This window comes from Sphingomonas sp. RS2018, from assembly GCF_054489605.1.
Window position 1 is genome coordinate 19,910 of the sequence record NZ_JBTMWL010000006.1, and the last position, 23,964, is coordinate 43,873.

General features: G+C 63.4%; 24 protein-coding genes and 1 pseudogene. 18 read left to right on the forward strand and 7 right to left on the reverse strand.

Translation table 11 applies throughout. The annotated features are described in order from the left end of the window. The first annotated feature begins 106 nt into the window (after positions 1-106). Positions 107-931, forward strand: coding sequence for a formate/nitrite transporter family protein (locus ACX40P_RS14575; RefSeq protein ID WP_459127092.1), 825 nt, complete (start codon positions 107-109; stop codon positions 929-931). A 21-nt stretch (positions 932-952) separates the two neighbouring features. On the opposite strand, the gene ACX40P_RS14580 is transcribed toward ACX40P_RS14575, so the two are convergent. Then, positions 953-1,807, reverse strand: coding sequence for a hypothetical protein (locus ACX40P_RS14580; protein WP_459127093.1), 855 nt, complete (start codon positions 1,805-1,807; stop codon positions 953-955). Between the two features lie 131 nt (positions 1,808-1,938). Here ACX40P_RS14580 and ACX40P_RS14585 point away from each other — a divergent pair, with 131 nt between their 5' ends. Continuing rightward, complete coding sequence (locus tag ACX40P_RS14585) at positions 1,939-3,240, forward strand: SLC13 family permease (RefSeq protein ID WP_459127094.1); 1,302 nt, start codon at positions 1,939-1,941, stop codon at positions 3,238-3,240. A 23-nt stretch (positions 3,241-3,263) separates the two neighbouring features. Here ACX40P_RS14585 and ACX40P_RS14590 read toward each other — a convergent pair. After that, positions 3,264-3,596: pseudogene (locus tag ACX40P_RS14590) on the reverse strand (ArsR/SmtB family transcription factor). Between the two features lie 344 nt (positions 3,597-3,940). Here ACX40P_RS14590 and ACX40P_RS14595 point away from each other — a divergent pair. Both ACX40P_RS14595 and ACX40P_RS14600 read left to right on the forward strand, forming a co-directional pair. After that, a complete protein-coding gene (locus ACX40P_RS14595) occupies positions 3,941-4,978 on the forward strand; it encodes an alpha/beta fold hydrolase (RefSeq protein WP_459127095.1) in 1,038 nt (345 codons plus the stop codon). Between the two features lie 228 nt (positions 4,979-5,206). Beyond that, the gene (locus ACX40P_RS14600) at positions 5,207-5,710 is read left to right on the forward strand and encodes a ferritin-like domain-containing protein (RefSeq protein ID WP_459127096.1); all 504 of its coding nucleotides are present in this window, start codon (positions 5,207-5,209) and stop codon (positions 5,708-5,710) included. Here ACX40P_RS14600 and ACX40P_RS14605 read toward each other — a convergent pair. Beyond that, the gene (locus ACX40P_RS14605) at positions 5,692-5,937 is read right to left on the reverse strand and encodes a hypothetical protein (RefSeq protein ID WP_459127142.1); all 246 of its coding nucleotides are present in this window, start codon (positions 5,935-5,937) and stop codon (positions 5,692-5,694) included. The genes ACX40P_RS14600 and ACX40P_RS14605 overlap by 19 nt on opposite strands. Between ACX40P_RS14605 and ACX40P_RS14610 the strand changes: the two genes are divergently transcribed. From ACX40P_RS14610 to ACX40P_RS14620, 3 genes are all read left to right on the forward strand, one after another. Next, entirely contained in the window at positions 5,830-6,135 is a 306-nt protein-coding gene (locus tag ACX40P_RS14610; RefSeq protein ID WP_459127139.1) for a hypothetical protein, read from the forward strand. The genes ACX40P_RS14605 and ACX40P_RS14610 overlap by 108 nt on opposite strands. 293 nt (positions 6,136-6,428) lie before the next feature. Then, entirely contained in the window at positions 6,429-8,036 is a 1,608-nt protein-coding gene (locus ACX40P_RS14615; protein WP_459127097.1) for a GNAT family N-acetyltransferase, read from the forward strand. 256 nt (positions 8,037-8,292) lie between these two features. Further along, entirely contained in the window at positions 8,293-9,060 is a 768-nt protein-coding gene (locus ACX40P_RS14620) for an EAL domain-containing protein (RefSeq protein WP_459127098.1), read from the forward strand. 317 nt (positions 9,061-9,377) lie between these two features. Here ACX40P_RS14620 and ACX40P_RS14625 read toward each other — a convergent pair whose 3' ends face one another. Beyond that, complete coding sequence (locus ACX40P_RS14625) at positions 9,378-10,835, reverse strand: PAS domain S-box protein (RefSeq protein WP_459127140.1); 1,458 nt, start codon at positions 10,833-10,835, stop codon at positions 9,378-9,380. A 162-nt stretch (positions 10,836-10,997) separates the two neighbouring features. Here ACX40P_RS14625 and ACX40P_RS14630 point away from each other — a divergent pair, with 162 nt between their 5' ends. The 9 genes from ACX40P_RS14630 (at position 10,998) to ACX40P_RS14670 (ending at position 19,392) form a co-directional block, all read left to right on the forward strand. Beyond that, positions 10,998-11,267 (forward strand): GlsB/YeaQ/YmgE family stress response membrane protein, encoded by a 270-nt coding sequence (locus tag ACX40P_RS14630; RefSeq protein WP_459127099.1) that lies wholly within the window; start codon positions 10,998-11,000, stop codon positions 11,265-11,267. 17 nt (positions 11,268-11,284) lie between these two features. Next, complete coding sequence (locus ACX40P_RS14635; protein ID WP_459127100.1) at positions 11,285-11,815, forward strand: hypothetical protein; 531 nt, start codon at positions 11,285-11,287, stop codon at positions 11,813-11,815. Between the two features lie 160 nt (positions 11,816-11,975). Beyond that, positions 11,976-12,764 carry a DUF1206 domain-containing protein gene (locus ACX40P_RS14640; RefSeq protein ID WP_459127101.1) on the forward strand — a complete coding sequence of 263 codons (789 nt, stop codon included), beginning with the start codon at positions 11,976-11,978 and terminating at the stop codon, positions 12,762-12,764. A gap of 523 nt (positions 12,765-13,287) precedes the next feature. Next, positions 13,288-13,509, forward strand: a complete 222-nt coding sequence (locus ACX40P_RS14645; protein ID WP_459127102.1) for a hypothetical protein — start codon at positions 13,288-13,290, stop codon at positions 13,507-13,509. Positions 13,510-13,644: 135 nt separating this feature from the next. After that, entirely contained in the window at positions 13,645-14,361 is a 717-nt protein-coding gene (locus ACX40P_RS14650; protein WP_459127103.1) for an IS6 family transposase, read from the forward strand. A 162-nt stretch (positions 14,362-14,523) separates the two neighbouring features. Then, positions 14,524-15,789, forward strand: a complete 1,266-nt coding sequence (locus ACX40P_RS14655) for a PQQ-dependent sugar dehydrogenase (RefSeq protein WP_459127104.1) — start codon at positions 14,524-14,526, stop codon at positions 15,787-15,789. A gap of 35 nt (positions 15,790-15,824) precedes the next feature. Next, entirely contained in the window at positions 15,825-17,015 is a 1,191-nt protein-coding gene (locus ACX40P_RS14660) for a glycoside hydrolase family 88/105 protein (protein WP_459127105.1), read from the forward strand. Positions 17,016-17,227: 212 nt separating this feature from the next. Then, a complete protein-coding gene (locus tag ACX40P_RS14665; protein ID WP_459127106.1) occupies positions 17,228-18,406 on the forward strand; it encodes a glycoside hydrolase family 88/105 protein in 1,179 nt (392 codons plus the stop codon). Next, a complete protein-coding gene (locus tag ACX40P_RS14670; RefSeq protein ID WP_459127107.1) occupies positions 18,403-19,392 on the forward strand; it encodes a beta-propeller domain-containing protein in 990 nt (329 codons plus the stop codon). Before ACX40P_RS14665 ends, ACX40P_RS14670 begins: the two co-directional genes overlap by 4 nt. A gap of 146 nt (positions 19,393-19,538) precedes the next feature. On the opposite strand, the gene ACX40P_RS14675 is transcribed toward ACX40P_RS14670, so the two are convergent. Both ACX40P_RS14675 and ACX40P_RS14680 read right to left on the reverse strand, forming a co-directional pair. Beyond that, positions 19,539-20,213, reverse strand: a complete 675-nt coding sequence (locus ACX40P_RS14675; RefSeq protein ID WP_459127108.1) for a hypothetical protein — start codon at positions 20,211-20,213, stop codon at positions 19,539-19,541. A gap of 585 nt (positions 20,214-20,798) precedes the next feature. Continuing rightward, positions 20,799-21,446, reverse strand: a complete 648-nt coding sequence (locus ACX40P_RS14680) for an alpha/beta hydrolase (RefSeq protein WP_459127109.1) — start codon at positions 21,444-21,446, stop codon at positions 20,799-20,801. 65 nt (positions 21,447-21,511) lie between these two features. On the opposite strand from ACX40P_RS14680, the gene ACX40P_RS14685 reads away from it, so the two are divergent. Both ACX40P_RS14685 and ACX40P_RS14690 read left to right on the forward strand, forming a co-directional pair. Next, a complete protein-coding gene (locus ACX40P_RS14685) occupies positions 21,512-22,063 on the forward strand; it encodes a 3'-5' exonuclease (protein WP_459127110.1) in 552 nt (183 codons plus the stop codon). Between the two features lie 97 nt (positions 22,064-22,160). Next, positions 22,161-22,817: a DsbA family oxidoreductase gene (locus ACX40P_RS14690; protein ID WP_459127111.1), complete on the forward strand. Its 657-nt coding sequence runs from the start codon at positions 22,161-22,163 to the stop codon at positions 22,815-22,817. 16 nt (positions 22,818-22,833) lie between these two features. Here ACX40P_RS14690 and ACX40P_RS14695 read toward each other — a convergent pair. After that, a protein-coding gene (locus ACX40P_RS14695) for an IS5 family transposase (protein ID WP_459127112.1) occupies positions 22,834-23,590 on the reverse strand; the annotation gives its coding sequence in 2 pieces (ribosomal slippage) (positions 22,834-23,254 and positions 23,253-23,590; 759 coding nt in all). Between the last annotated feature and the right edge of the window lie 374 nt (positions 23,591-23,964).

Consider the following 23,964-nt stretch of genomic DNA (forward strand, 5'->3'; position numbering starts at 1 on the left):
AAACTCGCATCTGGTGCGTCCGGTGCGGTTGCTTTGACAGCGCCCCCTGGCCAAATGATCCCTCAGCCCGCGCGGAGCGAACGCTTGTGCCGTCCGTTTGCCGCAAATGACCAGGCCGCCCAAATCAGACGTCGAGGACATCAAGGCGGCGGATGCGAAAGAGCTTCACCATGCGGTGCGCGAAGAAGGCCAGGTGGAGCTCGATCGGCCCGCAGCATCGCTATTGTGGTCGGGGATGGCGGGCGGGCTTGCCATTAATGCCTCGCTGGTGGCCGAGGGCGCACTGTCGCAGGCCGTTCCTCAGGGTTCATGGCATTCGCTGATCGTCGGACTTGGGTATCCGTTGGGGTTCATGATCGTCGTGCTCGGCCGGATGCAATTCTTCACCGAGAGCACGATCACCGCGATGCTGCCGCTGGCCACGCCGCCATCGTGGATGACGGCGCGCAGGACCATACGGCTCTGGCTGCTCGTACTGGTCGCGAACCTTGCCGGCACGGCCCTGGCCACGGCAGGTTTCGTGACGTTGCCGCTGGTCGGCGGGTCGCTGCGTGACGGCATGATCGCGGTATCGGCGGTGATCCTGCACCATGATGCCGTCGCCACCTTCTGGACTGCGATTCCCGCCGGCTTCATGATCGCGGCAATGGCTTGGCTGCTGCCCAACGCGCGCGAACAATCCTTCTGGCTGATCTTCGTCATCACCTATGTCGTGGGGATTGCCGGCTTCAGCCATTCGATCGTCGGATCGGCGGAAGCCTTCACGCTAGTCTGGGCAGGTAAGCTTGACGCGGCGTCGGCGCTGTTCGGATCGATCCTGCCGGCGGTTCTGGGCAATCTGATCGGCGGCGCGGGTCTGTTTGCGCTGCTGGCGCACGGACAGGTCCGACCAGAAATGACGCGGGGAGATCTCGATGCGCCGCTAGAATAGGGAAGGCCGGTCCGCCGTCGCTCAGCGTGCTCCGTCGTCGTCCCGCAGTGATCCCGTCCGCCACGTCGACAAGACCTTGTCCGATGTCGGGTCGGCGATCGCGACCTCCTCCAGCGATACTTGGAGAAGGCAGACCGGGCGCTGATCGGCCCCGCCCGGCTGCCGGCAGGCAACCGCGCTGCCGGTCGGACCGGCGACGACGCGACCTGAGAGACGCAGCCCCAGCCCGCGGCTTCCGTCGAATTCCGTCCGGGCCATCCTCAGCACCGACGCGTAGGCCTTGCTGTCGCGACGCCCCTGCCGCGCGTCGTCGGCACCAAAGACCTGTCCAATTGCGAGCGTCTGTCCCGCCAGCGTGATAGGCTCGGCTCCGGACGGCGCGATCGCCGTTGGCGCGGCCGGGCATACCTCGCTGCGCGTCCAGGGTCGAAGAATCCAGAAGCCTTCGATCGTCTCCGCTTTAGACGACGAACCATCAGCGAACCACTCGTCAGGTGACCACCTCACCGGCGTCACGTTCAGTCGCAGCGCGCCCGCTGCTTCATCGTAGCGCCAGTGCATCGGCGCCTCGCTGTCGGCGTCGACCGGCCCTTCGCAACCGAACGGCAGCGTGATCGCGAACGACTTGCCGACCGCATCGCGCACGCCGGCCGGCATCGCATCGCCGCGAGCAGCGGCATCGGCGGCTTCGCGGGCGAGCGTCAGCATTTCCGCGCGACCCAGTATTTCCGTGCGACCCGGTGCGGCGAGGGTATCGGCGGCGGGGGAGGGTGACGGCGCGGCACCGACCGCAACCGGTTGGACGGCGCTCTGCTGATCGATCGCCGAGCGCTGACCGAGCAGGAAGCCACCTCCGCCGACGACCGCTACAGCCATGACAGCGGCGGTCAGGGCCAGGCGACTGGCACGCGGGCTTGGTTCGTTCATGGATACGGCATAACAACTTCCGGCAATGGCTTCATCATCAACATGACGATTCCCGCACAGCCACCGCCGGCCGCGCTTCAGTGAACGTCGAACAGATCTTGACGCTGGTCGTGCTGGTCGCTGTCGTCGCGGCGCTGATCTGGGACAGGGTGCGGTCCGACGTCGTCGCCTTGGCGGGCGCCGCGGTGCTACTCATGACAGGCGTCGTCCGCCCGGTCGAGGTGCAGGGGGCCTTTGCCAGTCCCGCCATCATCGCCCTCGCCTCGCTGTTCGTCATCGCCTACGCGCTCGAGCTGTCTGGCCTCCTCGATCACGCGATCGAAGCGGCGGTCAGGATGTGCAAGCGGATGGGCGCGGCCGGGCTCTGGGTATTGCTGGGTGTCATCGGCTGCTTTTCCTGCTTCCTCAACAGCACGCCCATCGTCGTGATGGGGGCGCCGGTCATCCGCGACGTCGCGACCGCGTTGAAGCTGCCGCCTAAACGTTACCTGATGCCGCTGTCCTACATCACCGTGTTGACCGGCTGCTGCACGCTGATCGGAACGTCCACCAACCTGCTGGTAGACGATATGGCCCGTGTCGCCGGCCAGCCGAGATTTGGGTTGTTTGAGATTACGCCTGTCGGTCTCCCACTGGCGCTTGCGGGCGGGCTCTACCTCTTCCTGTTCAGCGGCAAGCTGATGGGACGCAGCCTCACTAGCCCCGCGATTGACCAGCGTGCTCCCGATTTCGAAGCGCCGGGAGCGCAGGTCGGCGATGTTGAGCTGTTCGCCGAACGCCGGGCGTTTCAGCCCGCGAAGGCGGCGATCGCGGGTGCGGTGTTCGTCGGTGCGATCGCCACGGCGGCGCTCGGCATCGCGCCGATCGCAGCGTCGGCGTTTGCGGGAGCGGTGCTGCTAATCTTGCTGCGGGTCATCACCGCGGACGAAGCGTACGGGGGTTTGCGGCCGCAGATCCTGATCCTGATCGCGGGCATGGTCGTGATCGGCATCGCGATGGAGGAGAGCGGCTTGGCCGCTGCCGCCACCGGCGCGCTGGTCGGATCGCTGCATGATTTCAGCCCGCTGGTCGCGTTGATTGTTCTGTACGGACTGACGATGATCCTGACCGAGCTGTTGTCGAATGCGACCGTGGCGGTGTTGGTAACCCCGATCGCGGTGGCGCTGGCCGAAAGCCTGGGAGTCAGCCCACGACCCTTCCTCGTCGCCGTGATGATGGCGGGAAGTGCGGCGTTCGCCACGCCGTTCGGCTACCAGACCAACGTCATCGTCTATCAGATGGGCGGATACCGCTACATGGATTTCGTTCGTGTTGGATTACCGTTGAACATAATTACCTTCGCCGTTGCGATCGTTGCTATCCGGGTGTGCTTTCCTTTTTAAAAGCGGCGGCCAGGGGCGTCCTTTCAACAGAAGGGAGTAAGTTTGACCAAGAGCTGCTCGCACAGCTCGGGTGAACCGGCGCAGCAATCTTGATGAGGAGCAGCGTCAGCGCGCGCCATCCGTCCAGATCCTCGTGATAGACGATTGAGCGGCTATCTCGTGCGGATCGGATCAAACCGCTTCGGGCAAGAAATGTCGAGATGCGCCGACATCGTATTTTGCGGCACGCCTAGCTGACGAGCAATTTCGCCTGCGGCCATACCGTCCGGTTCATGCCGTACCAGCAAGCGAAAGACGTTGAAGCGTGTGCCTTGAGCCAAAGCACCTAGCAAAGATAGCCGGGTCCTTTTCAATATATATTCAGCATAAAGGATGGATCATTGCTTGCCAGCTTCGTTTGCGGCGGGAGGGTTGTCTCGTTCCCGACCCGATGCGATAGCTGTTGGTGGGTGTTCTGTTCCGATCCTCGGGCAGGCAGGTTTTCACGCTGGTCGGGCCGCCAGCGACGCCAATCTGCGGGCACCGTGGCGCATGTCTGTGAGAACCGGGCAGCTGCTGAACTCTCGCTTTCATATGACGATCTTGCCGCACGCGACGGCGCGTTCCTGCTTCACCTCGGCCGACGCCCGCTTGAAAATGCTTTAAGCCAGTCAACAGGCGCTAAATGCAACTTTGTGCACTGCACAATGGTTCAAGATCGATGACAGCAAAACCAAACAAGAAATCACTGCCTTCAGTATCGAACGAGACTTCTTATACCGCTCGCCCTCGAAAAAATTCCGTTGCGTTCGCTTGGTTTGGCGCAACTGCCGCCGCGCTCGTCGCGACCGCAATATTCAATCGCGTGCAGACACGCCGCGCCGAGGCAGAGACGCCGCCGGTCGGCAAGTTCATGGAAGTGGACGGCGTCAGGCTTCATTACGTCGATCGTGGCACTGGGCCAGTCGTCGTGCTGCTCCACGGCAATGGCGTGCTGCTGCAGGATTACGAAGTTAGCGGCGTACTTCCGCTTGCCGCCGAGCGGAACCGCGTACTGGCTTTCGACCGGCCGGGGTTCGGTTATACCAGCCGTCCGCGAACGACGGCATGGACGCCCGTTGCTCAGGCCAAGCTCATCGCCGCCGCGCTGGAGCAGTTGGGCGTGAAGCAGGCTGTCGTGGTCGGCCACAGCTGGGGAACGATGGTCGCGCTTGCGATGGCACTCGATCACCCGAAACTGGTTTCCGGCCTCGTGCTGTTGTCTGGATATTATTACGGCACCGCCCGTCCCGACGTTTTGCCCGCAGCACTTCCGGCACTGCCTGGCGTGGGCGACCTGATGGCGCAGACGGTCCTGCCGATCTCAGCATTGCTTACCGGCCCGTTGGCCATGAAGGCGTCGTTCGCGCCAGCGCCCTTACCAGACAAGATGGCACAGTTTCCAATCGCCATGACATTGCGCCCAGCCCAGATGCGCGCCGCGGCAGCGGAAGGCGCGATGATGATCCCCGCCGCCATCCAGTTGTCGCGCCGCTATGATGAACTCAGACTACCGATCATCGTCATGGCCGGAGACGGGGACCTCATCACCCATCCGAGCAAGCATGCGGAACGCCTTGCTCGTGATGTCGCCCAGGCCGAACTGCGCGTAGTGGCCGGACAGGGCCACCTTCTCCACTTCGCAGTCCCCGAGCAGGTTGCGGCCGCAATCTCCGAGCTCAGCGGGCCGGCGGACACAGCATCGCCTCTGGCTGCGTGATCTGGCAGCCATGCGTCAGCATTCTCAGTCGATATCAAGTCGAACGATACATAGATCAAATTGTTCTTCGAGCAGCATTCACGGAAAATTGGCGCAGGGACGATCATCGAAAAAAATCTGACGGGCCCATATAGATCGCACCGGCGTTGCTTTGTCATTACCATCATCGTCGGCCGATCTCGATAATTGGCCTACGGGGCGGCGACCCTGCATAATAAAGGAAATAAGATGCCCGCTCCCCAGGATTTTCAGGAAATCTATATCGACGAGCTGAAGGATCTGTGGTCCGCGAACGACCAGATGCTGAAGGTAATCAAGAAGATCACCGGCAAGGCGAGTGACGCCGCGCTCAAGGATATGCTGGCCAAGTCGCACGAGGGCATTACTTCGCATACCGCAGTGCTTAAGGATCTGATCGCAGCCCATGACGAGAAGGTCTCGAAAGAGCATTGCAAGGGTATGGAAGGTCTCGTCGCCGAAGCCACTAAACATGTGCTGGAGGAAGGCCCCGAGAAAGGCCCGCTGCTCGACGTTCTGATCATCGCGCAGTACCAGCGCATGACGCATTACGGGATCGCCGGGTTCGGCACTGCCTCAGCCTATGCCAAGGCCCTCGGTTTCAAGGACGATGCCAAGGCGCTGCGCGCCGCCACCAAGGAAATTTATGGGGGCGACGAATACATGACAAAGCTGGCCGAGTCCGGCGTCAACCTTCAGGCCGAAGCCGCCTGATCGGATCGCCCGCCGCACACGCGCGGCGGGCGATTGCCATCCCATGTTCGAGGTGACGCCAGACGATGTTCCGCGCGATCCTCTTCGACATCGACGGCACGCTCGTCGACAGCAACGATCTGCACGTCCTCGCTTGGGAGGAGGCGTTCGCCCAATTTGACGCGACGGTTGATCGACAGGCAATCCACGATCAGATCGGCAAAGGACGCCGATATGCTGATCCCCACGCTGCTGCCCGGATGAAATGCGGTCGAACAGAGAGCAATGGGTTCCGCGCACGACGCCGCTTTCCGAGGCCATCGCGATCGAGTGCGTCCGTTTTCCCACGCGCACGACCTGCTCGCCCATGCGGTCGAGGTCGGACAGGCGGTCGTCTTGGCCTCATCTGCATCGCAGAACGATCTGGATTGTGCTGTCAAACCTAACGCACCGACCTTACGAGTATCTAAGCTAACGTGTTCTTCAGGGGTAGTGGGGCACGCCGGTCGCGCTGTCAGTGCTGCGAACCCGCTCGGCTATGCTCTGAGGACGCTGCGGCTTGCCTGCCGATAGGCGGGCTAGCGGGGAAGAACTTCGCGGTGAATGCGCGTGGTGCCGTTGCTTTGACAGCACCTCGACACACACTGTCGATGATGGCGAGCATGGATACGACTGGACAATACCGTCCCGCGTTGTCCCTGAAACTGTTAGACCGTTGCAAGACCACGAGGAGCGTAACGTGCCTAGCAAGACCCCTGCCACCCTCGAACTACGCATTGCCGTTCCAAGCGACGTTCCAGGCATCCTGACGCTGATCAGTCGCGCCTACCCCGGCATCGAGAATTACAGCGCAGGTCAGATCAGCGGCCAGATAAACAATTTTCCGCAAGGCCAGTTCGTTGCGGTCTTTGAAGGAGCGATCGTCGGATATTGCGCCTCTTCCCGAATCGATGAGGCGGTTGCACTGGCGCCTCACGACTGGGCGACAATCACCGGCAACGGCTTCGGCAGCCGGCACGACCCGACCGGTGACTGGCTGTACGGGATAGAGATGGCAGTCGACGAACGGCACCGCGGGCTGCGGATCGGCAAGCGCCTTTACGAAGCGCGTCGCGCGCTCGCAGAGCGATTAGACCTGCGCGGCATCGTTTTCGGCGGTCGGATGCCGGGTTTTGCCCGAGTAAAGGCCAAAGTTACGGGGCCGGACAATTACCTTACTCGGGTTGCTGCGGGCGAGTTCCGAGATCAGGTCATCGGCTTTCAACTTGCAAATGGCTTTACGCCTATCGGGGTGCTGAAGGGCTATCTGCCCTATGACAAGGCGTCGGGCGGGTTTGCGGCGCACATGGTCTGGCGCAATCCCTACGTAGATCCGAACGAGCCCCCTGCGTTCCGGGTGCCGCGTGACGTCGAGAGCGTGCGCCTGGCCACCGTCCAGCTTCAAGCCAGGGCGGTCGACGATTTTGCAGGCTTCGTGAAGAACATCGAATATTTCGTCGATGTCGCGGCCGACTATCGTTCCGATTTCGTCGTGTTCCCCGAGCTCTTCACCATGTCATTGTTGTCGTTCGAGCAGGACGCGCTGTCGCCGATGAAAGCGATCGACCGCATGACCGAACACCGCGCGCCGGTGGTCGCCGAACTGTCCCGGATGGCGCTGCGTTACAATATCAACATCATTGGCGGGTCGCACCCGACCCGCGTCGAGGATGGCAGCATTCAGAACGTCGCCTATGTTTGCCTGCGCGACGGATCAATCCACGCACAGGAGAAAATCCACCCCACCCCGAACGAAGCCTATTGGTGGAAGATCAAAGGAGGCAGTTCGGTCGACGTCATCCAGACCGACATCGGCCCGATCGGCGTGCTCATCTGCTACGACAGCGAGTTCCCCGAACTCGCCCGCCGCCTGGTGGATGAAGGCGCCCGGATCATCTTCGTGCCGTTCTGCACCGATAACCGCCAGGGCTATATGCGGGTCCGCTATTGCGCTCAGGCCCGGGCGATCGAGAACCAGTGTTTTGTTGTCCTGTCAGGTAACGTCGGCAACTTGCCCGGCGTCGATAATATGGACGTCCAGTATGCTCAGTCCTGCATCCTCACGCCGTGCGACTTCCCGTTCGCCCGGGACGGGATTGCCGCGGAGGCGAGCGAGAATATCGAGACGTTGACAATCGCTGACGTAAACCTTGCCGACCTGACCTGGGCCCGGGCCGAGGGCACGGTGCGCAACCTGGCTGATCGTCGCTTCGACCTGTATCGCATCGACTGGAAGACCGGCAACAATCAGGACGCGACGCCGTCGGAGAGGCGGCCCCGCGGCACCAAGGCGCCGGGCGGCGGCTGATTGCTGAAAGTAAACCGGTCAGGCGCCGGTGATGATCGCTACCGTCGGATTTCAGGGCACTCGGCGTCGACACAGGGCGTGGCGAGCTATCGGGGAGACCCGGAATCGGAGGTGCAGCCGCATGAAACTCGTCCCCGCGAGCGACCGTTCGTTCATCTCGACATGGGCTGGCACACAGGTCTGCGTCTTCCGCTTAGCAAATGCATACGGGAAATTAGCAATTTGTGCCCATGCTGAGCCGGATGGATGAGATCGCATGAGCGCGTGTGACGGTTGCCGGAAAGGGCAAAAGCAGTTCGACCTGGCGATGGCCTTTCAGCCAATCGTCGACGTGGAGACGGGGCACGCCTGGGCGTACGAAGCACTCGTCCGTGGAGCGGAGGGTCAAGGTGCGGCGGAGGTTCTAGCCTCCGTGAACAGCGAGAACCGCTACGCTTTCGACCAACAGTGCCGCGTCGCGGCGATCGAGCAAGCCGTAGAGGCAGGCATCATCGAGACCGGAGCACAACTGTCCATCAACTTTCTACCTAATGCGGTGTACTCACCGCTCGCCTGCATTCAGCTGACACTGAAGACGGCCGCGGCGGTCGGCTTTCCTGCCGAACGGCTGATCTTCGAATTCACTGAAAACGAGGAAATGGCCGACACTGCACACGTCGCCAACATCATCGAGACCTACCGCCGGATGGGGTTTGCGACGGCGCTGGATGACTTTGGCGCAGGCCACGCCGGCCTGTCGCTCCTGGCGCGGCTGCAGACGGACATCATCAAGCTCGACATGGAGTTGGTTCGTGGCATCGACATCAGCATGCCGCGTCGCATGATCGTCGAGGGCCTGGTTGCCATGTTCGCCCGCATGGGCATCACCACGGTGGCAGAAGGGATTGAAACGATCGCCGAGTACGAAGTGCTGCGTGGCATGGGGATTCGCTACATGCAGGGCTACCTGCTGGCTCGACCCGGCTTCAAAAGCCTGCCCGAGCACATCCTGCCTGAGGTGATGGCGTTTAAGCGTACCGCATAAATGCCCGCCAGACCTGGCAGCGGTTCGTGCCGCCTACGCAACAGCCGCGCCGCCGCAAGGACGCAAAACCAGTCATTTGGTGCTGTCAGCGTGATGCACCTACACCGCCGCAACCAGGGGCTGACGATATTTTCATCGGCGCTCGGGCATGCAGACGGAGCTGTCAGTGCTGCGAACCCGCTCGGCTATGTTCTGAGCACGCTGCCGCTTGCTGCCGATAGGCAGGCAAGCGGGGAAGAACTTCGCACTTAACGCGCGTACTGCTGTTGCTTTGACAGCACCCGATTCGAGCTTATCGCCCGGATCGGGCTTCAGGCTCAGTCGCGGGAGGACCCTATGCCTCTTTCGCGACCCCAAACAACAGCGCCGCTGCGGCGGTTGACCCCGATCTTGGCGTAGACGCGCGCGACATGATTGCGGACGGTATTGCGGGAGAGCGCGAGACGGTCTGCGATCATGCCGTCGTCCAAATTATCGCATATGAGTTCTAGGATTTCGCGCTCACGCGGCGTGAGATCGACGGCCGGCGCGGACGGCGCAGGCTGACGCAAGGTGGCCAACTTGTCGAGGATCGATCTGCTCAGCCAGCTGGCGTCTTTGAACACCGCATCGATCGCATCCGCGAGTTCCCGCTCGCGGTTCAGCCGCTTCGTCACGTCCTGCAGCAGCCAGAGGATCGAGTGCGTCCCGATCGTTTCGGCAGAGACCAGGCAGTCGATCGTCCCGCCATCCGTCGTCGATACGCGGATTCCGCGATCACGAAGCGTGCCTTGCTTACTCAACTCCTGCTGCAGGGCCGTTCCTTGCTCGCCGTCCGGCCAAAGGCTCAAACGAGCCGTTCCGGTAGCGTCGTCCGAATCTGACTTGGAACCCGTCAGCGCGCGAAACGCGGCGTTGGTCGCTGTAATCGAATGATCGACCCCTTTCGTGATCGCCATCGCAACGGGCGCCATTTCAAAGACCGCGGAAAGATGTCGCTCGCTTGCGGCAAGTGCCGTTTCGGCCAGCCGTCGCGGTTCAAGGTCGGCGAAGGTCATCAGCAGGGCATCGTCGTCCGTCACATCGACCGGCTGGCCAGCGAACACCACCAGGCGCCGTCCTCCGTCGGCGACCCGCAATTCAGCCTCGCTCTGGGCGACGACATCGCCGGCTTCGAGGCTGTGACGGGTCGTGTCCGGATCGGCGACGCCCCGTAGCAGATCGAGTGCGAACAGGTTCTTGCCGACCAGCTGTTCCGGCGGGAAGCCGGTAAGCGCGAGAAACCCCGGATTCACCTGCAGGATGCGATGATCGCCCATCCTCACGATGATCGCCGGCGCCGGGTTTGCGCGGAACATCGCTGCGAAGCGGGCCTCCGCATCGAAGCGGTCCGAAACGTCGCTGATGACGAGCGCGAGGCAATCCGGTTCGCCGCCGTCCTGGTCCAACACGACGTCGCGAACCTTATGCACCCATCGCACATCGTCTTCACCGGCCGGCGCGACCTCCACCGTAACGTCGGGCACGGAGTCGCCGGACAGCAGACGGAACAGCGGATATTCGCGTTGCTTGAGCAAGAGATGATCCGCGGACCACAGGGTGAATCGTCGGGCATAGTCCTCGGCGGTCGAGCCCAGCCCGGCCAGATCGGTGACGCCATGCATCCTGAGGGCGGCAGGATTGGCGCTGAGTATCACGCCCGACGGATCGATCAGGATCACGCCGTCAAGCAACTGCGCCATCAACTGTTCGAGATGACGGAGCGTCGGCTGGAGGCGGGGCGGAGACGGACTCATCACCGTCCAGCGCACCTCGCGGTCACCGGTTCCGCAGTCGAATACCACGTGTTCTGGTATTTCCGCACTATACCAAGCCTGCGCTGCCCATCGTCTGGATTGAACATCCGCGGTCGCCCGCTGGTTAGGTCGATCTCCAGTAACATTCGAAAGGGAGCAATCATGGGCCTCATCGTCCTTCTCGTCGTCGGCGGTCTGATCGGCTGGGTTGCCAGCCTAATCATGCGCACTGACGGGCAGCAGGGGATCATCCTCAACGTCGTCGTTGGCATCATCGGCGCACTGCTGGCCGGCTTCATCGTAACGCCGCTGATCGGCGGCGCACCGATCACCGGTGGCGTCATCAGCGTTCAGTCGGTGCTCGTATCGCTGGTCGGCGCAGTCGTCCTGCTCGCGATCATCAACCTCTTTCGTCGCGGCACTGTCCGCTAACTTAAGGAAATCCGAACATGACACAGTTGGTATCAGCAATTTTCGACAGCAATGCAGAAGCACAGGCGGCAGTCGCCGACCTCCGCAACGAAGGCGTGTCCGATGGCGCGTTGTCGGTCGTCACTCAGCAAGGCGGCGTCGCCTCGACGGTCGACGGCGACGGTGAAGCTGTCGGCGAGGAGCACGGCAGCGTCCTCCGCGGCATTCTCGGCGGTGGTGCTCTGGGCGCCGGACTTGGCATCGCGGCACTCGCGATCCCAGGCGTTGGTCCCTTGGTAGCGGCTGGCGCGATCGCCGCCGCGGCGGTCCCGGGCGCTGCGGTTGTCGGCGCAGCCGTCGGTGCCGCGGCCGGAACGCTGAATGAGACGCTTGTGAAGCACGGCGTCAGCGAAGACGACGCCAGTTATTATGGCGAGCGGCTCGGCGGCGGTGGGGTGTTGGTGACGGTCGATACGGGACGAGACGGAGTACCTGCGGCGTCAGTCACCGATCTCCTTTACCGGCATGGCGGACATAATACGTCAAAGGCCCGCGTCGCAGCCTATTGAGAGTAACCTGACGGAGGGGGCCATGTCCCCTCCGTTCTTGCTTGTCTGGCTCGACAATAAACAAGCGTCGTGCTGCGGGTTCGAGGCTATCAATCACAACCTCGGCTGTCGCAGGAACGCTTGACCGACAATGTCAGTTACCGCGCCGAAGGGGACAATGATGAACGCAGGTCCGAAGCTGACGATGTTGACCCGGCTGGGGTTTGCCGCGCGCGGTATATTGTACCTCGTCATCGGCTTTCTGATTATCGGCACGGGCCGCACCGAGGACACCTCCGGTGCGCTTCAATATCTCGCCAGTGGGGGTGGTCGCGTTCTGATGCTCGTCATGGCGGCCGGATTGATCGCCTACGGCGTGTGGCGGCTGGTTGACGCGACGCTCGACATCGAACGACATGGCCACGATCGCAAGGGCGTGTTGGAGCGTGCCGGCGCCGGACTGAGTGGCGTCGTCCACCTGGTTCTGGCCTGGCAAGCGGTACAGTTGATCCGCGGAATCGAAGCGACCGGCGGTGGCGCGCAGGGCGGCGCTCGGGCCGCGCTCGACATACCTGGCGGCCATATGCTTCTGATGCTTGTTGGCGTCGTGCTTGCTGCGTTGGGCGTTGTGCAGTTGGTCAAGGCCTGGAAGGCGAAGTTCCTGCGCTATCTGGAACCTCAGGTCGCGAACCGGGCATGGGCGCTTTGGAGCGGGCGCGCGGGCTATGCGGCACGCGGTTTGGTGTTCATGATCAGCGGCTATCTGCTGCTTCAGGCTGGGCTTCACAAACGCGCCAGCGAGGCGGGGGGTATGGAGGAATCCTTGACATTGCTGTCGAGCCCCGCCGATGTCGTCATCGCTGCTGGGCTGTTCTGTTTTGGCGTCTTCAGCCTAATCGAGGCGCGGTTCAGAATATTGCATGATGTTCCCGTCGACAGCCTTGCACACAAGGCGATTGGCGTAAGATAACGATGGGCGCTGTCAAACGTACGGCACCTACGCCGCCGCGACCGGGGCTTACGATTTTTTTATCGGCGTTCGGGCATGCAGACGGAGCTGGCAGTGCTGCGAACCCGCTCGGCCTTGTTTTGAGAACGCTGCCGTTGCCTGCCGATGGGCAGGCAAACGGGGAAGACTTTCGCACTGAGTGCGCGTGGTGCCGTTGCTTTGACATCCCCTGCTGAGGTCTGTGATCACAACCGACCTGCCGTCGTCACCTCGCACGAGGAGAGCGCCCTCTATCTTGGCGTCTGCCCGCTTCTCATGACGTGGATCGGTTTCCAGCCAGGTCGGCAACGTGCTTCATGAATGCTCCATGCCGGCATGGTCGCCCGCAGCACTGACGAATCCGTCAATGCTGGGCCGTGCCACTGCGCCGGTGGCTTTAGACTTCCCAGCAGGCAGGCCGGTTGATCAGGTTTAATGCTGCCAGCATGGTGGTTGGGTAGCTTGCGATATTCGAGGGCAGGGGGTGCTTTCGATGGAGGAAGCCATGCGCGAGGAAGACGTCGCTTACTATGCGAAGCGAGCCCGGCAGGAACGGGAAAAGGCCAGCGCCTGCCACGACAACGCGATCGCGCTGGCGCACCTGCGGATGGCTGACGGATACGATCGAATGCTCAGGGGCGAACCCCGCGAATCGTTTCTATTGCAGCAGAGAGGCGATCCCGCAGCCTATCCCATACAGCAGCGACCCGCTGACCAGCACGGTTAGGATTCAAAACTCAATCGCTACATGCTTCGGTGTCGGCTTCATTGGCTCATTGGAGCAGGAAGCGCACGTGTAGTACAGAGGGCTCCGTCAAACCAAATGCACCGGTCGGTAAGCATAGCTGGGTAGGGGCCAGACATGCCTCGTCCCCGCAAGCCGGCCTCGCCGTTCCGCTACTTCAACTCGTCCCCTGAAGTGATCCGGCTCGTGGTGCTGATGTACGTGCGTTTCCCGCTGTCGCTGCGGAACGTGGAGGACCTGCTGTTCGAGCGCGGGATCGACATTTGTCATGAGACGGTGCGGCTCTGGTGGAACCGGTTCGGGCCGCTGTTTGCCGGCGACATCCGCCGGCAGCGGGTGAGCCGCATGCGCGGCTTCCGGCATTGGCGCTGGCACCTGGATGAGATGTACGTGAAGCTGAACGGCGAGATGGTCTACCTCTGGCGGGCGGTGGATCACGAAGGCGAAGTGCTCGAGAGCTACGTCACCAAGACCCGCGACAAAGCGGCAGCACTCGGCTTCATGAGGAAGGCGCTGAAGCGCCACGGCTCGCCGGAAGCGATCACGACCGACGGCCTGCGCAGCTACCGCGCCGCGATGAACGAGCTCGGCAATAGCGAGAAGCAGGAGATCGGCCGCTGGGCGAACAACAGGGTGGAGAACAGCCATCTGCCGTTCCGACGAAGGGAGCGGGCGATGCTCCGCTTTAGGCAGATGAAGACGTTACAGAAGTTCGCCTCCGTCCATGCCAACGTCCACAATCACTTCAGCCTGGAGCGTCACTTAATCGATCGACAAACCTACCGGGAACGACGCTCCGCCGCGCTGGCGGAGTGGCAGGCGCTCGCCAGCTAGGCTGCCATCCTCAAAGCCCGAGGCGCATCCTGTGGAGAGCAGTTCGCTTTAGACTGACAGCACCGCAGCGCTTCCTCGGCAGCGAGACCGTGCTGACGGAACGGCCCCTGCGGCTCGTCCTTGACCGCCGACCCTTTATCTGACGCCCGATGGAGCCCCAAATTGCGACTGATCTTGCCCCCTGCCCTCGTCCTGCTCGCCACCGCTGCGTCCGCGCAGACAACCGGGCCAAGCATCGGCGCGAAGCCGCAGCTGCCCGCCCCCTATGCGACCGGATCGGTGGTCAACACACCGAACACAACGCCGTTTCACCCCGGTGCCGAGCTGAAGGTACCGGCGGGGATGACGATCAATAAATTCGCGGACGGGCTGGATTCGCCGCGCAACGCAGTCGTGCTGGCGAACGGCGACGTGCTGGTTGCGGAAGCGCGGACTGAGCGGAAAAACGAGGACTCGACGTTCCGCGATGTCGGCAAGAACCGCATCCTTCTGCTGCGCGACACCGATGGCGACGGGCGCGCGAACATGCGCGAGGTGCTGATGGCCGGTCTGCAGCAACCTTATGGTATGCAGCTGATCGGCAAGCGGCTGTACGTTGCGAATGCGAACGGCGTGTTCTGGATACCCTACACGCTAGGACAAACGACCATCGCGGCGGATGCGACGAAGACGTGGATCACCCGGTTCGACCCCACTGGCTACAACAATCACTGGACTCGCAACCTATTGGCCAGCCGCGATGGGCGCACGCTCTACATCGCGGTCGGATCGGCCAGCAATGTTGGCGAATATGGCATCGCGAAGGAGGAGCGCCGCGCCGCGATCCTCGCGATCGATTTGAAGACCGGCCGCGAGCGCGTCTTCGCTAATGGCATCCGTAATCCCGTCGGCATGGCGTTCGAGCCCGTCACCGGCAATCTGTGGACATCGGTCAACGAACGCGATGAGCTGGGCGACGATCTGGTACCCGATTACATCACTTCGGTGAAAGAGGGCGGTTTCTACGGCTGGCCGTACAGCTATTGGGGAAAAACACCCGACCCGCGGCTGAAGGGGCAGCGGCCCGACCTGGTCGCGCGCGCAATCACCCCCGACTTCGCGGTCGGCGCGCATGCGTCCGCACTCGGCATCTCGTTCGGCGCGGATACGAAGCTGCCGGCGCATTACCGATCGGGGGCGTTCGTCGCGCGGCACGGCTCGTGGAACCGCTCTACCCTGCTCGGCTACGACGTCGTGTTCGTGCCGTTCCGAAACGGTCGTCCTTCGGGTGTGATGGAGCCGTTGCTTACCGGCTTCACCGACGGCCCGGGCCATGTCCACGGCCGCCCGCGCGCGCTGGCGACGGCGGGCGACGGATCGTTGCTGGTCGTCGACGACAAAGGCGGGGTCATCTGGCGGGTCGCCGCCGGGGCGACGCGAGGAAACTAGGGCGCGAGAACACCCGACAGGCTTGAGAGGAATCAATGATCGTTAATCGCCGGACCACCTGTCATCAACCTCTGGCGGCGGCGCTCGCCGCGGTGCTGGTCGTCGGCGGGATACCGGCGGCGGCACAGCCTGGCACTCGGCAGGTGACCACTGCCGAAGCGGCCGATGCGCTGAAGTGGGCGCGGCGTGTCGCCGACTGGCAACTGGCGCGCCGTGGCGACTTCACCACCATCCCACGCGCAGGCCCGGAAACCAAAAGCGCGCGCGATTGGCAGCAGGCGGCGTTCTACATCGGCCTGACCATGCTGGCCGACCGGACGGGCGAGCGGCGCTATGTCGATGCCGTGCTGGCGAACGGACGCACAAATCGCTGGGGCCTCTCCCCGCGGACCTTTCACGCCGATGACCAGTCGATCGCCGCGACCTATATTTGGGCGAGCCGCCACGGCGCCCCGCCAGAGGCAGTCGTCGCGATCCGCGCGCGCGCTGATGCGATCATCGCCGCCGCGCCAAAGGACGACCTGACCTTTCCCGAAGCCGAGGGTCAGCCCGGATGCCAGCGCCGCTGGTGCTGGTCCGATGCGCTGTTCATGGCGCCGCCGGTATGGTTTGCGCTGACCCGGGCGACGGGCGACCAGCGCTACGCCGACTATGCCGACCGCGAGTTCCGCACGGCGACCGCATTCCTTTTCGACCCGCAAGACAGGCTCTACTACCGCGACAGCCGCTTCTTCACACGTCGCGGGGCGGACGGGGAAAAGCTTTACTGGGCGCGAGGCAACGGCTGGGCGTTCGCCGGGCTGACCCGCATTCTGGACATCCTGCCGCCGCGCGATCCGCGGCGCGGCTATTACGAGGCGCTGTTCCGGACGATGGCGGCGCGGCTGATCGTTCTGCAAAAGCCCGATGGTTATTGGGCACCGTCGCTGCTCGCAACCGGTGTGACGGCGCCGGAATCAAGCGGTACCGGCTTCTTCGTTCATGGTCTCGCTTGGGGCATCAACCACGGGCTGCTCGACCGCCGCGCGACCCTGCCCGCGGTTGAGCGCGGCTGGCAGGCACTGACCCGCGCGGTGCAGACGGACGGAATGGTTGGCTGGGTGCAGCAGGTAAGCGACCGGCCCGACGCCGTGGCAGCGACCGACACGCAGTATTACGGAGTGGGCGCCTTTCTGCTCGCTGCTACTCAGGTTGCCGACCTGTCGCACAACGGGGGCCGCAGGTGAAAGCAACGTTTCGCTGCCTGATTGCCACGACTGCAGTCTTAGCCGCCGTCGCCACGGCCGCGCAGACCCCGCCGCCGAAACCTGTTGCTCCGCTGTCGCGCGAGGCGACCCGTTTCCCCCCCGACCGACTGCCCGATCCGGCCCGCGTGCTAGCGTTGCTAGACCATAGCGCGGCTGCGCAGATCGCAGTGCTCAAGGCCCGGCCACACGCAGTGCCTCAGCGGGGGCCGGGCATCAGCGCCAACTGGATCACTGCGACCTTCCTGATTGGGCTCGGCAAGCTGTCGGCCGTATCGGATGCGTCGGGCGCGCGGCAATATGTCCGCGACGTTGCCGAGCATTATAATTTCGGCATGCTTGGCGGCTGGTCGCCGCGCAACATGATCGACGCCGATAATCTGGCGATCGGTGCCGCCTATCAGGACCTCTACGCACGCAGCGGAGAAGAAGGCGAGATTGCGCCGCTACGCCAGCGGCTCGACTATAACGCGCAATATCTGACGATGACGCCTCCGCCTAAAAAGCTGGTGTGGTGGTGGTGCGATGCGCTGTTTATGGCGCCGCCCGTATTCGCGCGAATGACGGTGCAGACGGGTGATCCGTCCTATTTACACGCGATGGATGTGCAGTGGTGGCGCACCTACGACCGGCTGTGGTCGAGCGAGCACAGGCTGTTCTGGCGCGACGAGCGGTTCCCCACGCGCCGCACGCGGAACGACAAGCCGGTGCTGTGGGCGCGGGGCAACGGCTGGGTGGTTGCGGGCATCGCGCGCGTGCTGGAAACCATGCCGCAGGATTTCGCGAGTCGCCCGCGCTACATCGCGGTGTTCCAGACGATGATGGAATCCCTGTCGAAGCTGCAACGCCCCGACGGACTGTGGCCCGCCAGCCTGCTGGACCCGAACGACCCGCCAGGCGGAGAGACGACGGGATCGGCCTTCTACACCTATGCGATGGCATGGGGGATCAACCACGGCATCCTCGATCGCGCGGCGTATCGGCCGCGCGTGCTGCGCGCGTGGTCGGCGCTGGCGGACAAGGTACAGTCGAACGGCCTGCTGGGCTTCGCGCAGCGTGCCGGGGACCAGCCGGAGCCTAGCACCGCGTCCAATCACGAGCTGTATGGCAGCGGTGCGCTGCTGATGGCCGGGGTGGAGATGATGACGTTGGGTCAGCCGGTCCGTGCGCTACCGGTCGCCGAACCACAGCGCGACCCGCCGGGGCCGGTGCGCCTGCCGATGGCGATCCTCGTCGCGCCGCCCGGCGCGACACCGCAGCAAATCGCCGGTATCGCGCGGCACCAGGCGGAGCGGCAGGCGATGGCCGACCTCGGTTACGACCCGCGCGAGGATGCGCCGCCCGCCACATCCTTCAGGAGGCCCCGACCATGATCCGCCGCATCACGCTGATCGCTGCTTGCGCGATCGTGACCCCGTCTGGCGCGCAGACGGCTGGCGATCCGGAGGGGTTGAAGCGCCACCCGTTCCTCTATTGCGGTGAATATGAGAAGGATGCCGACCAGCAGACCATCCACCTGATCCGCGGCGGACAGCAGGTGTGGTCGCACAAGATCAAGTTCCGCGTGATGCGCGGCGGCAAGCCCGACATTCAGGAACTCGGCGACTGCACGCGGCTGTCGAGCGGCAACATCATCTTCACCACCCGCTTCGGTGCAGCGGAGATCACGCCCGACAAGACGATCGTCTGGCAATATATCGCGCCCGACGGGACCGAGATCCACTCGCTGCAACCGCTCGGGCGCGACCGCGTGCTGCTGGCGCAGAACGGGAAGCCCGCCCTCGCACTCGTGATCGACAAGCCCACGAACACGATCGTCCAGCAACTGGAGGTGCCCGTCGCGAAACCCGACGAGGTTCACGGCCAGATGCGGCGCGTGCGGATGACGGCGGCGGGCAACTGGCTTGTCGCGCACATGGACAAGGGGACGGTCGTCGAATACGATTCCGGCGGAAAGCCGGTCTGGTCGGTCGATGTGCTATCCCCCTGGGGCGCCGTCCGGCTTAAAAACGGCAACACGCTCATCTCCTCGAACAAGGGCTTCGTTCGCGAGGTCACGCCGGCGGGGATCACGGTGTGGGAATATGGTCGCGCGGAGGCGAAGGCGGCGGGCATTGACCTGTATAATGTGCAGGAGGCGCAGCGGCTGGCGAACGGCAACACGGTCTTCACCAATTGGGTGGCAAGCGCGATGAAGCCTGAAGAATGGGCCGGAACGGTGCAGGCGCTGGAAGTGACGCTCGACAAACGCGTCGTGTGGAAACTCTCCTCCTGGTCGAAGCCCCGGCTGGGGCCGGCCACCTCAATCCAGTTGCTCGACGAACCAGGCGTACCGGAGGACGGCGCTTTGCAGCGGTAGGGCGGGCTCCGTCAAACCAAATGCACTTGTCGGTAAGGAAGGCAGCTTAGGACGCCGACACGCTCGACGACATGGGCGAGACTTTGCGGCGGTGGCTGACCGGGCAGTTGACGACCGGGTGGTTGGTACCACCCGGTCGAGTTTTGTTAAACCGTTGCGGCCCGTGCCTGCGAAGAGGAATGACCGCCATTACGATATAGGACGTCCTGAGCTTGGCTTCGGTCAACAGCGCCGGAATTCACAGTGACCAGAACGCCACCACTTTTCAGGTGATCGCCGTAGTATGCGGAATCTTCGTCGCTCACGCCGTGCTTTTTCAGCGTTTCATTGAAGGTACCTGCTGCCGCGCCTGCGACCGCACCAATCGCAACCGCTTCAGGAATTGCAGAAGCCGCGATCGCACCGATTGCCGCAAGCGGGCCAACTCCTGGAATAGCCAGAGCCGCAACACCGAGCCCCGCACCAAGGGCGCCACCGCCGAGAATGCCGCGTAGATAGCTAGTGTGCTCCTCGTCAGTGACTTCACCACCGCCCTCACGGGTTGTCATCGTGCCCTTCGATTGCGCGATCATAGAAAGGTCGGAATCATTTACACCGTGCTGGCGTAGCTCCGCCACCGCGGCTTCCGCTTCTGAGTTGCTGTCGAAGATCGCCGATATGACCCCGGTTCCGCCTTGTAAGCTTTGCTCGGTATGGTCTGCTTCCATGGCGCCAGACAAACCGCCGCTATGGCCGGTGGCTGCGTTTGCCGCGCGGTCTAGAGGGCCGCGATTGGGGTCGTCGAAGCCAAATGCACTTTTCTCATTATTGCTATCGTTCATAGCTTCTCTCCTTGTACGCCTACTTGCCGCAGGGTTGCGAACCTTCGGCGTTTCATGCCGGTTGGTCGCTCTATCGGCGAGTTCTGAACTCGCGACGATGCGCAAGGTTCAGCGAGTTGATACGGGTTGGTCACTAACTGCCGGCCCCTAATAAATCTCTGGGCATCTCATTGAAAAAATTGGCTTTATTGGGGTGAGATTAGTTGTTTCCCGAATGTCCAGCTCTCTGGGATCACGCGAATTAAACGTTGACGCGCTGTCCGTCGGTCTCGATGAACGTCCCGTGCGCTACGGCGATCGCCATCGCCGCATTGATCGCGGTCAGCAAGCTGCCGCGGATACCGATCAAGCCCGCCGGGATGAACCGCAGAGGGTACTGTCAAACGCGCACCGTCCTTCCGAGCACCTGAGCTAACGTGTTCTTCAGAGGTAGTGAGGCGCGCCGGTCGTGCTGTCAGTGCTGCGAACCCGCTCGGCTATGTTCTGAGGACGCTGCCGCTTGCCTGCCGATGGGCAGGCAAGCGGGAAAGAACTTCGCGCTGAATGCGCGTGGTGCCGTTGCTTTTGCAACCCCATCACTCGTGATCAGCCGAGCACTCGACTGGCAAACCGCGTCGCCTTTTCGAGGCCATCCTGACCCACGCTATGCGCGATGCCCGTAGAGGCGTGCGTCTGTACCGGCACCCCTTCGGCTTCGAGAGCCTCCGCAGCCAGAGCCATCGAGCGAAACGGGACGACGTCGTCCTGGGTGCCGTGGATCAGCAGGACGGGTGGTCGACTGCGGATCTCCGCCGGCAGCACGTCCGGCGCGACGAGCATGCCGGAGATGCCAACGATCCCCGCGACGGGCTTCTCACGGCGCAGACCCACATGGAGCGCCATCATCGTCCCCTGGCTGAACCCGACGAGCAGCAGGCGATCGCTCGTCAGTCCGGCCTTCCACAGCTCGTCCGAGATGAACTTGTCGAGGACGGGCGCCGCCGCCGCGGCGCCAGCCGCGCGCTCGGCCATCGAGAACGTCTCGATCGGCCACCACTGGTGGGCGGCGGCTATATGCGGGATCCGCGATGGCGCGTTGGGCGCGACGAAGGCCGCGTCCGGCAAAGCCGGGCGGATCATGGCCGCAAGCGAGATCAAGTCGTCCCCGTTCGAGCCGTAGCCGTGGACGAGGACGATCAGCGATTCGGGTCTACCACCTGAGAGCGGAGCGAGGCGTGGGCCGTCGATTGGCACGGTAATCCTTCCGGTTCGGGATCAACCTGCTTTGCGTCATGCGCCCCTTAATGCACACGGGGCAGATGAAGGTCTTCCTCGATTTCGAAGCATCGTCTCTAGCCGACCGGAGCCACCCGATCGAGGTGGCTTGGGTGTTCCAGAGCGGGCGCCACGAAAGCCACCTGATCGCGCCGGCGCCCAACTGGACCGACTGGGACGTGCGCGCCGAGGCGATCCACGGCATCAGCCGGGATCAGCTGGCGAGCGAGGGGGAACCGCACGACGAGGTCGCCCGTCGGGTCGTCGAGGCGCTGACGGGCCACGACTTGTTCGCGAGCGCGCCGTCCTGGGACGGCAAGTGGCTGAGCGCGCTGCTCCGCTCCGCCGACCTTCCACGCCATGCGCTGCGATTGCGAAATACCGACGAGGCGTTGCGCGAGGCGGCAGGCGAAATCCTCGCGGAGGTGTGCTCCGGGCATCGCCTCGACAAGGAGGTGCACAACCTCGTCGCCACGGTGGCGTCTACCGTGACGGGACCGGTTGCCCACCGGGCGTTGCCCGACGCGGTGGCGGAATATGACAAGTGGGTCCGCATCCGGGAAGCGGCCCGGGCGCTGGTCATCGCCGAAGGGTGATGCGGCCGAACGGCACGACGGCCAGCCCCGACGGGCCGCCTTGCCACCCGCTGGCTGCGCACCACCTTAGCGGCGCAAAGCCTCGGAGACCGGAACCGTGACCCAGAACCTGAAGATCGACTTCGTCTCCGACATCTCCTGCCCGTGGTGCGCGGTCGGGCTCGGCGGGCTGGAGACCGCGCTTGAAAGCATGAAGGACGAGGTGGCCGCGGACATCACCTTCCACCCGTTCGAGTTGAACCCGGCCATGCTGGCGGGTGGTCAGAATGGTTTCGAGCACATCGCGGAGAAGTACGGCATGGCGCCCGCGCAAATCCGTGAAGGCCGAGAGGCGATCCGGGAACGAGCTGCGGCCGTCGGTTTCGCGATGAACACTTCGGACGACAGCCGGATCTACAACACCTTCGATGCCCATCGGCTGCTGGCCTGGGCCAAGGAGGACAACCGCCAGATCGAACTCAAGCGCCGCCTCCTAAAGCTGAACTTCACCGATCAGGCCGATCCGGGAAACACCGAGGCTCTCGTCGCGGCCGCGGAACAAGTCGGACTGGACGGCGCCACCGCCCGCGAAGTGCTCCAGTCGGATGGCTACGCCGATCAGGTGCGCGCCGAGGAGGAGCTGTGGCGGGGTCGCGGGATCAACAGCGTCCCGGCGGTCATCGTAAACGACCGCTACCTGATCTCCGGTGGACTGCCGCCCGAGGAGTTCGAACGGCAGCTCAGGGGCATCGCCGCCGAGATGGCGGCGGCCTAGGGTCAGGACTCGTTGATCACAGCCAAAAGATGACGGTGGCAGCGAGGGCGACGGCGGAGAAGAAGGCGGTAGGGCAGCGGTCGTAGCGCGTGGCGACCCGGCGCCAGTCCTTGAGGCGGCCGAACATGATCTCGATGCGGCTGCGGCGCCGATAGCGGCGCTTGTCGTACCGGACCGGCTCGTTGCGCGACCTGCGGCCTGGGATGCAGGGCTGGATGCCTTTGGCCTGGAGGGCGTCCCTGAACCAGTCGGCGTCGTAGCCGCGATCACCAAGCAGCCACTGCGCCTTCGGCATGTCACCGAGCAGCGCTGCCGCGCCGGTATAGTCGCTGACCTGGCCCGCGGTCATGAAGAAGCTCAAGGAGCGCCCGTCCGCATCGGCGATGGCGTGGAGCTTGGTGTTCATGCCGCCTTTGGTGCGGCCGATCAGGCGGCCGAGATCCCCTTTTAACCCGCAGGCTCGATGCCGTGCGGTGAGCCTTCAGGTAGGTTGCGTCGATCATGACCGTCTGCGGCTCGGCACCAGCTGCAGCCAGACCTTCCATCATTCGAGTGAACACACCGGCCGCGCCCCAACGCTTCCACCGATTGTACAGCGTCTTGTGCGGGCCGTACTCGCTGGGTGCATCTCGCCAGCGCAGCCCATTGCGGTTGACGAATACGATGCCACTCAGCACCCGCCGGTCGTCTACCCTCGGCCTCCCGTGGCTCTTGGAAAAGAACGGCCGCAGTCGCTCGATCTGCTCATCCGTCAGCCAAAACAGGTCACTCATCCCGGTCTCCTTGCGGAGCCTGAATCAGATCGCGACGCTCACATCAATGGGTCCTGACCCTAGGTCGACGGCGGGCCACCGTTTTGGTGGTGCGGGGCAGCGCGATTGTTTGCCATTTTCCGTCAACTGCCTTGATCCGCCAGGGCGGGATTCGATAATAAAGCCTCTAAGTACATGACCGGTGAGCCCTTCTCGGTATCACGTCGGCCGGTTGGACAAGCGTTGATAGCACGAAGCGTTAAACGACGTGTATGGGTGCGTTCGGTTTCGCCTTCGCACGAGGGCATAGCTGACGCAGGTCGGACGCAAGTCCAGGGAAGCTCGGGTGATCCACGTTCGAGGATCGGCGCCGGAGCCAGATAGGCGGCGGTCCG

Excerpts from the sequence above, each read along its gene's own strand:
- ACX40P_RS14575 (WP_459127092.1), top strand. The coding sequence starts at position 107 with ATGACCAGGCCGCCCAAATCAGACGTCGAGGACATCAAGGCGGCGGAT.
- ACX40P_RS14620 (WP_459127098.1), top strand. The coding sequence starts at position 8,293 with ATGAGCGCGTGTGACGGTTGCCGGAAAGGGCAAAAGCAGTTCGACCTG.
- ACX40P_RS14645 (WP_459127102.1), top strand. The coding sequence starts at position 13,288 with ATGCGCGAGGAAGACGTCGCTTACTATGCGAAGCGAGCCCGGCAGGAA.
- ACX40P_RS14595 (WP_459127095.1), top strand. The coding sequence starts at position 3,941 with ATGACAGCAAAACCAAACAAGAAATCACTGCCTTCAGTATCGAACGAG.
- ACX40P_RS14600 (WP_459127096.1), top strand. The coding sequence starts at position 5,207 with ATGCCCGCTCCCCAGGATTTTCAGGAAATCTATATCGACGAGCTGAAG.
- ACX40P_RS14630 (WP_459127099.1), top strand. The coding sequence starts at position 10,998 with ATGGGCCTCATCGTCCTTCTCGTCGTCGGCGGTCTGATCGGCTGGGTT.
- ACX40P_RS14640 (WP_459127101.1), top strand. The coding sequence starts at position 11,976 with ATGAACGCAGGTCCGAAGCTGACGATGTTGACCCGGCTGGGGTTTGCC.
- ACX40P_RS14670 (WP_459127107.1), top strand. The coding sequence starts at position 18,403 with ATGATCCGCCGCATCACGCTGATCGCTGCTTGCGCGATCGTGACCCCG.
- ACX40P_RS14580 (WP_459127093.1), bottom strand. The coding sequence starts at position 1,807 with ATGGCTGTAGCGGTCGTCGGCGGAGGTGGCTTCCTGCTCGGTCAGCGC.
- ACX40P_RS14625 (WP_459127140.1), bottom strand. The coding sequence starts at position 10,835 with ATGAGTCCGTCTCCGCCCCGCCTCCAGCCGACGCTCCGTCATCTCGAA.
- ACX40P_RS14650 (WP_459127103.1), top strand. The coding sequence starts at position 13,645 with ATGCCTCGTCCCCGCAAGCCGGCCTCGCCGTTCCGCTACTTCAACTCG.
- ACX40P_RS14685 (WP_459127110.1), top strand. The coding sequence starts at position 21,512 with ATGAAGGTCTTCCTCGATTTCGAAGCATCGTCTCTAGCCGACCGGAGC.
- ACX40P_RS14660 (WP_459127105.1), top strand. The coding sequence starts at position 15,825 with ATGATCGTTAATCGCCGGACCACCTGTCATCAACCTCTGGCGGCGGCG.
- ACX40P_RS14675 (WP_459127108.1), bottom strand. The coding sequence starts at position 20,213 with ATGAACGATAGCAATAATGAGAAAAGTGCATTTGGCTTCGACGACCCC.
- ACX40P_RS14635 (WP_459127100.1), top strand. The coding sequence starts at position 11,285 with ATGACACAGTTGGTATCAGCAATTTTCGACAGCAATGCAGAAGCACAG.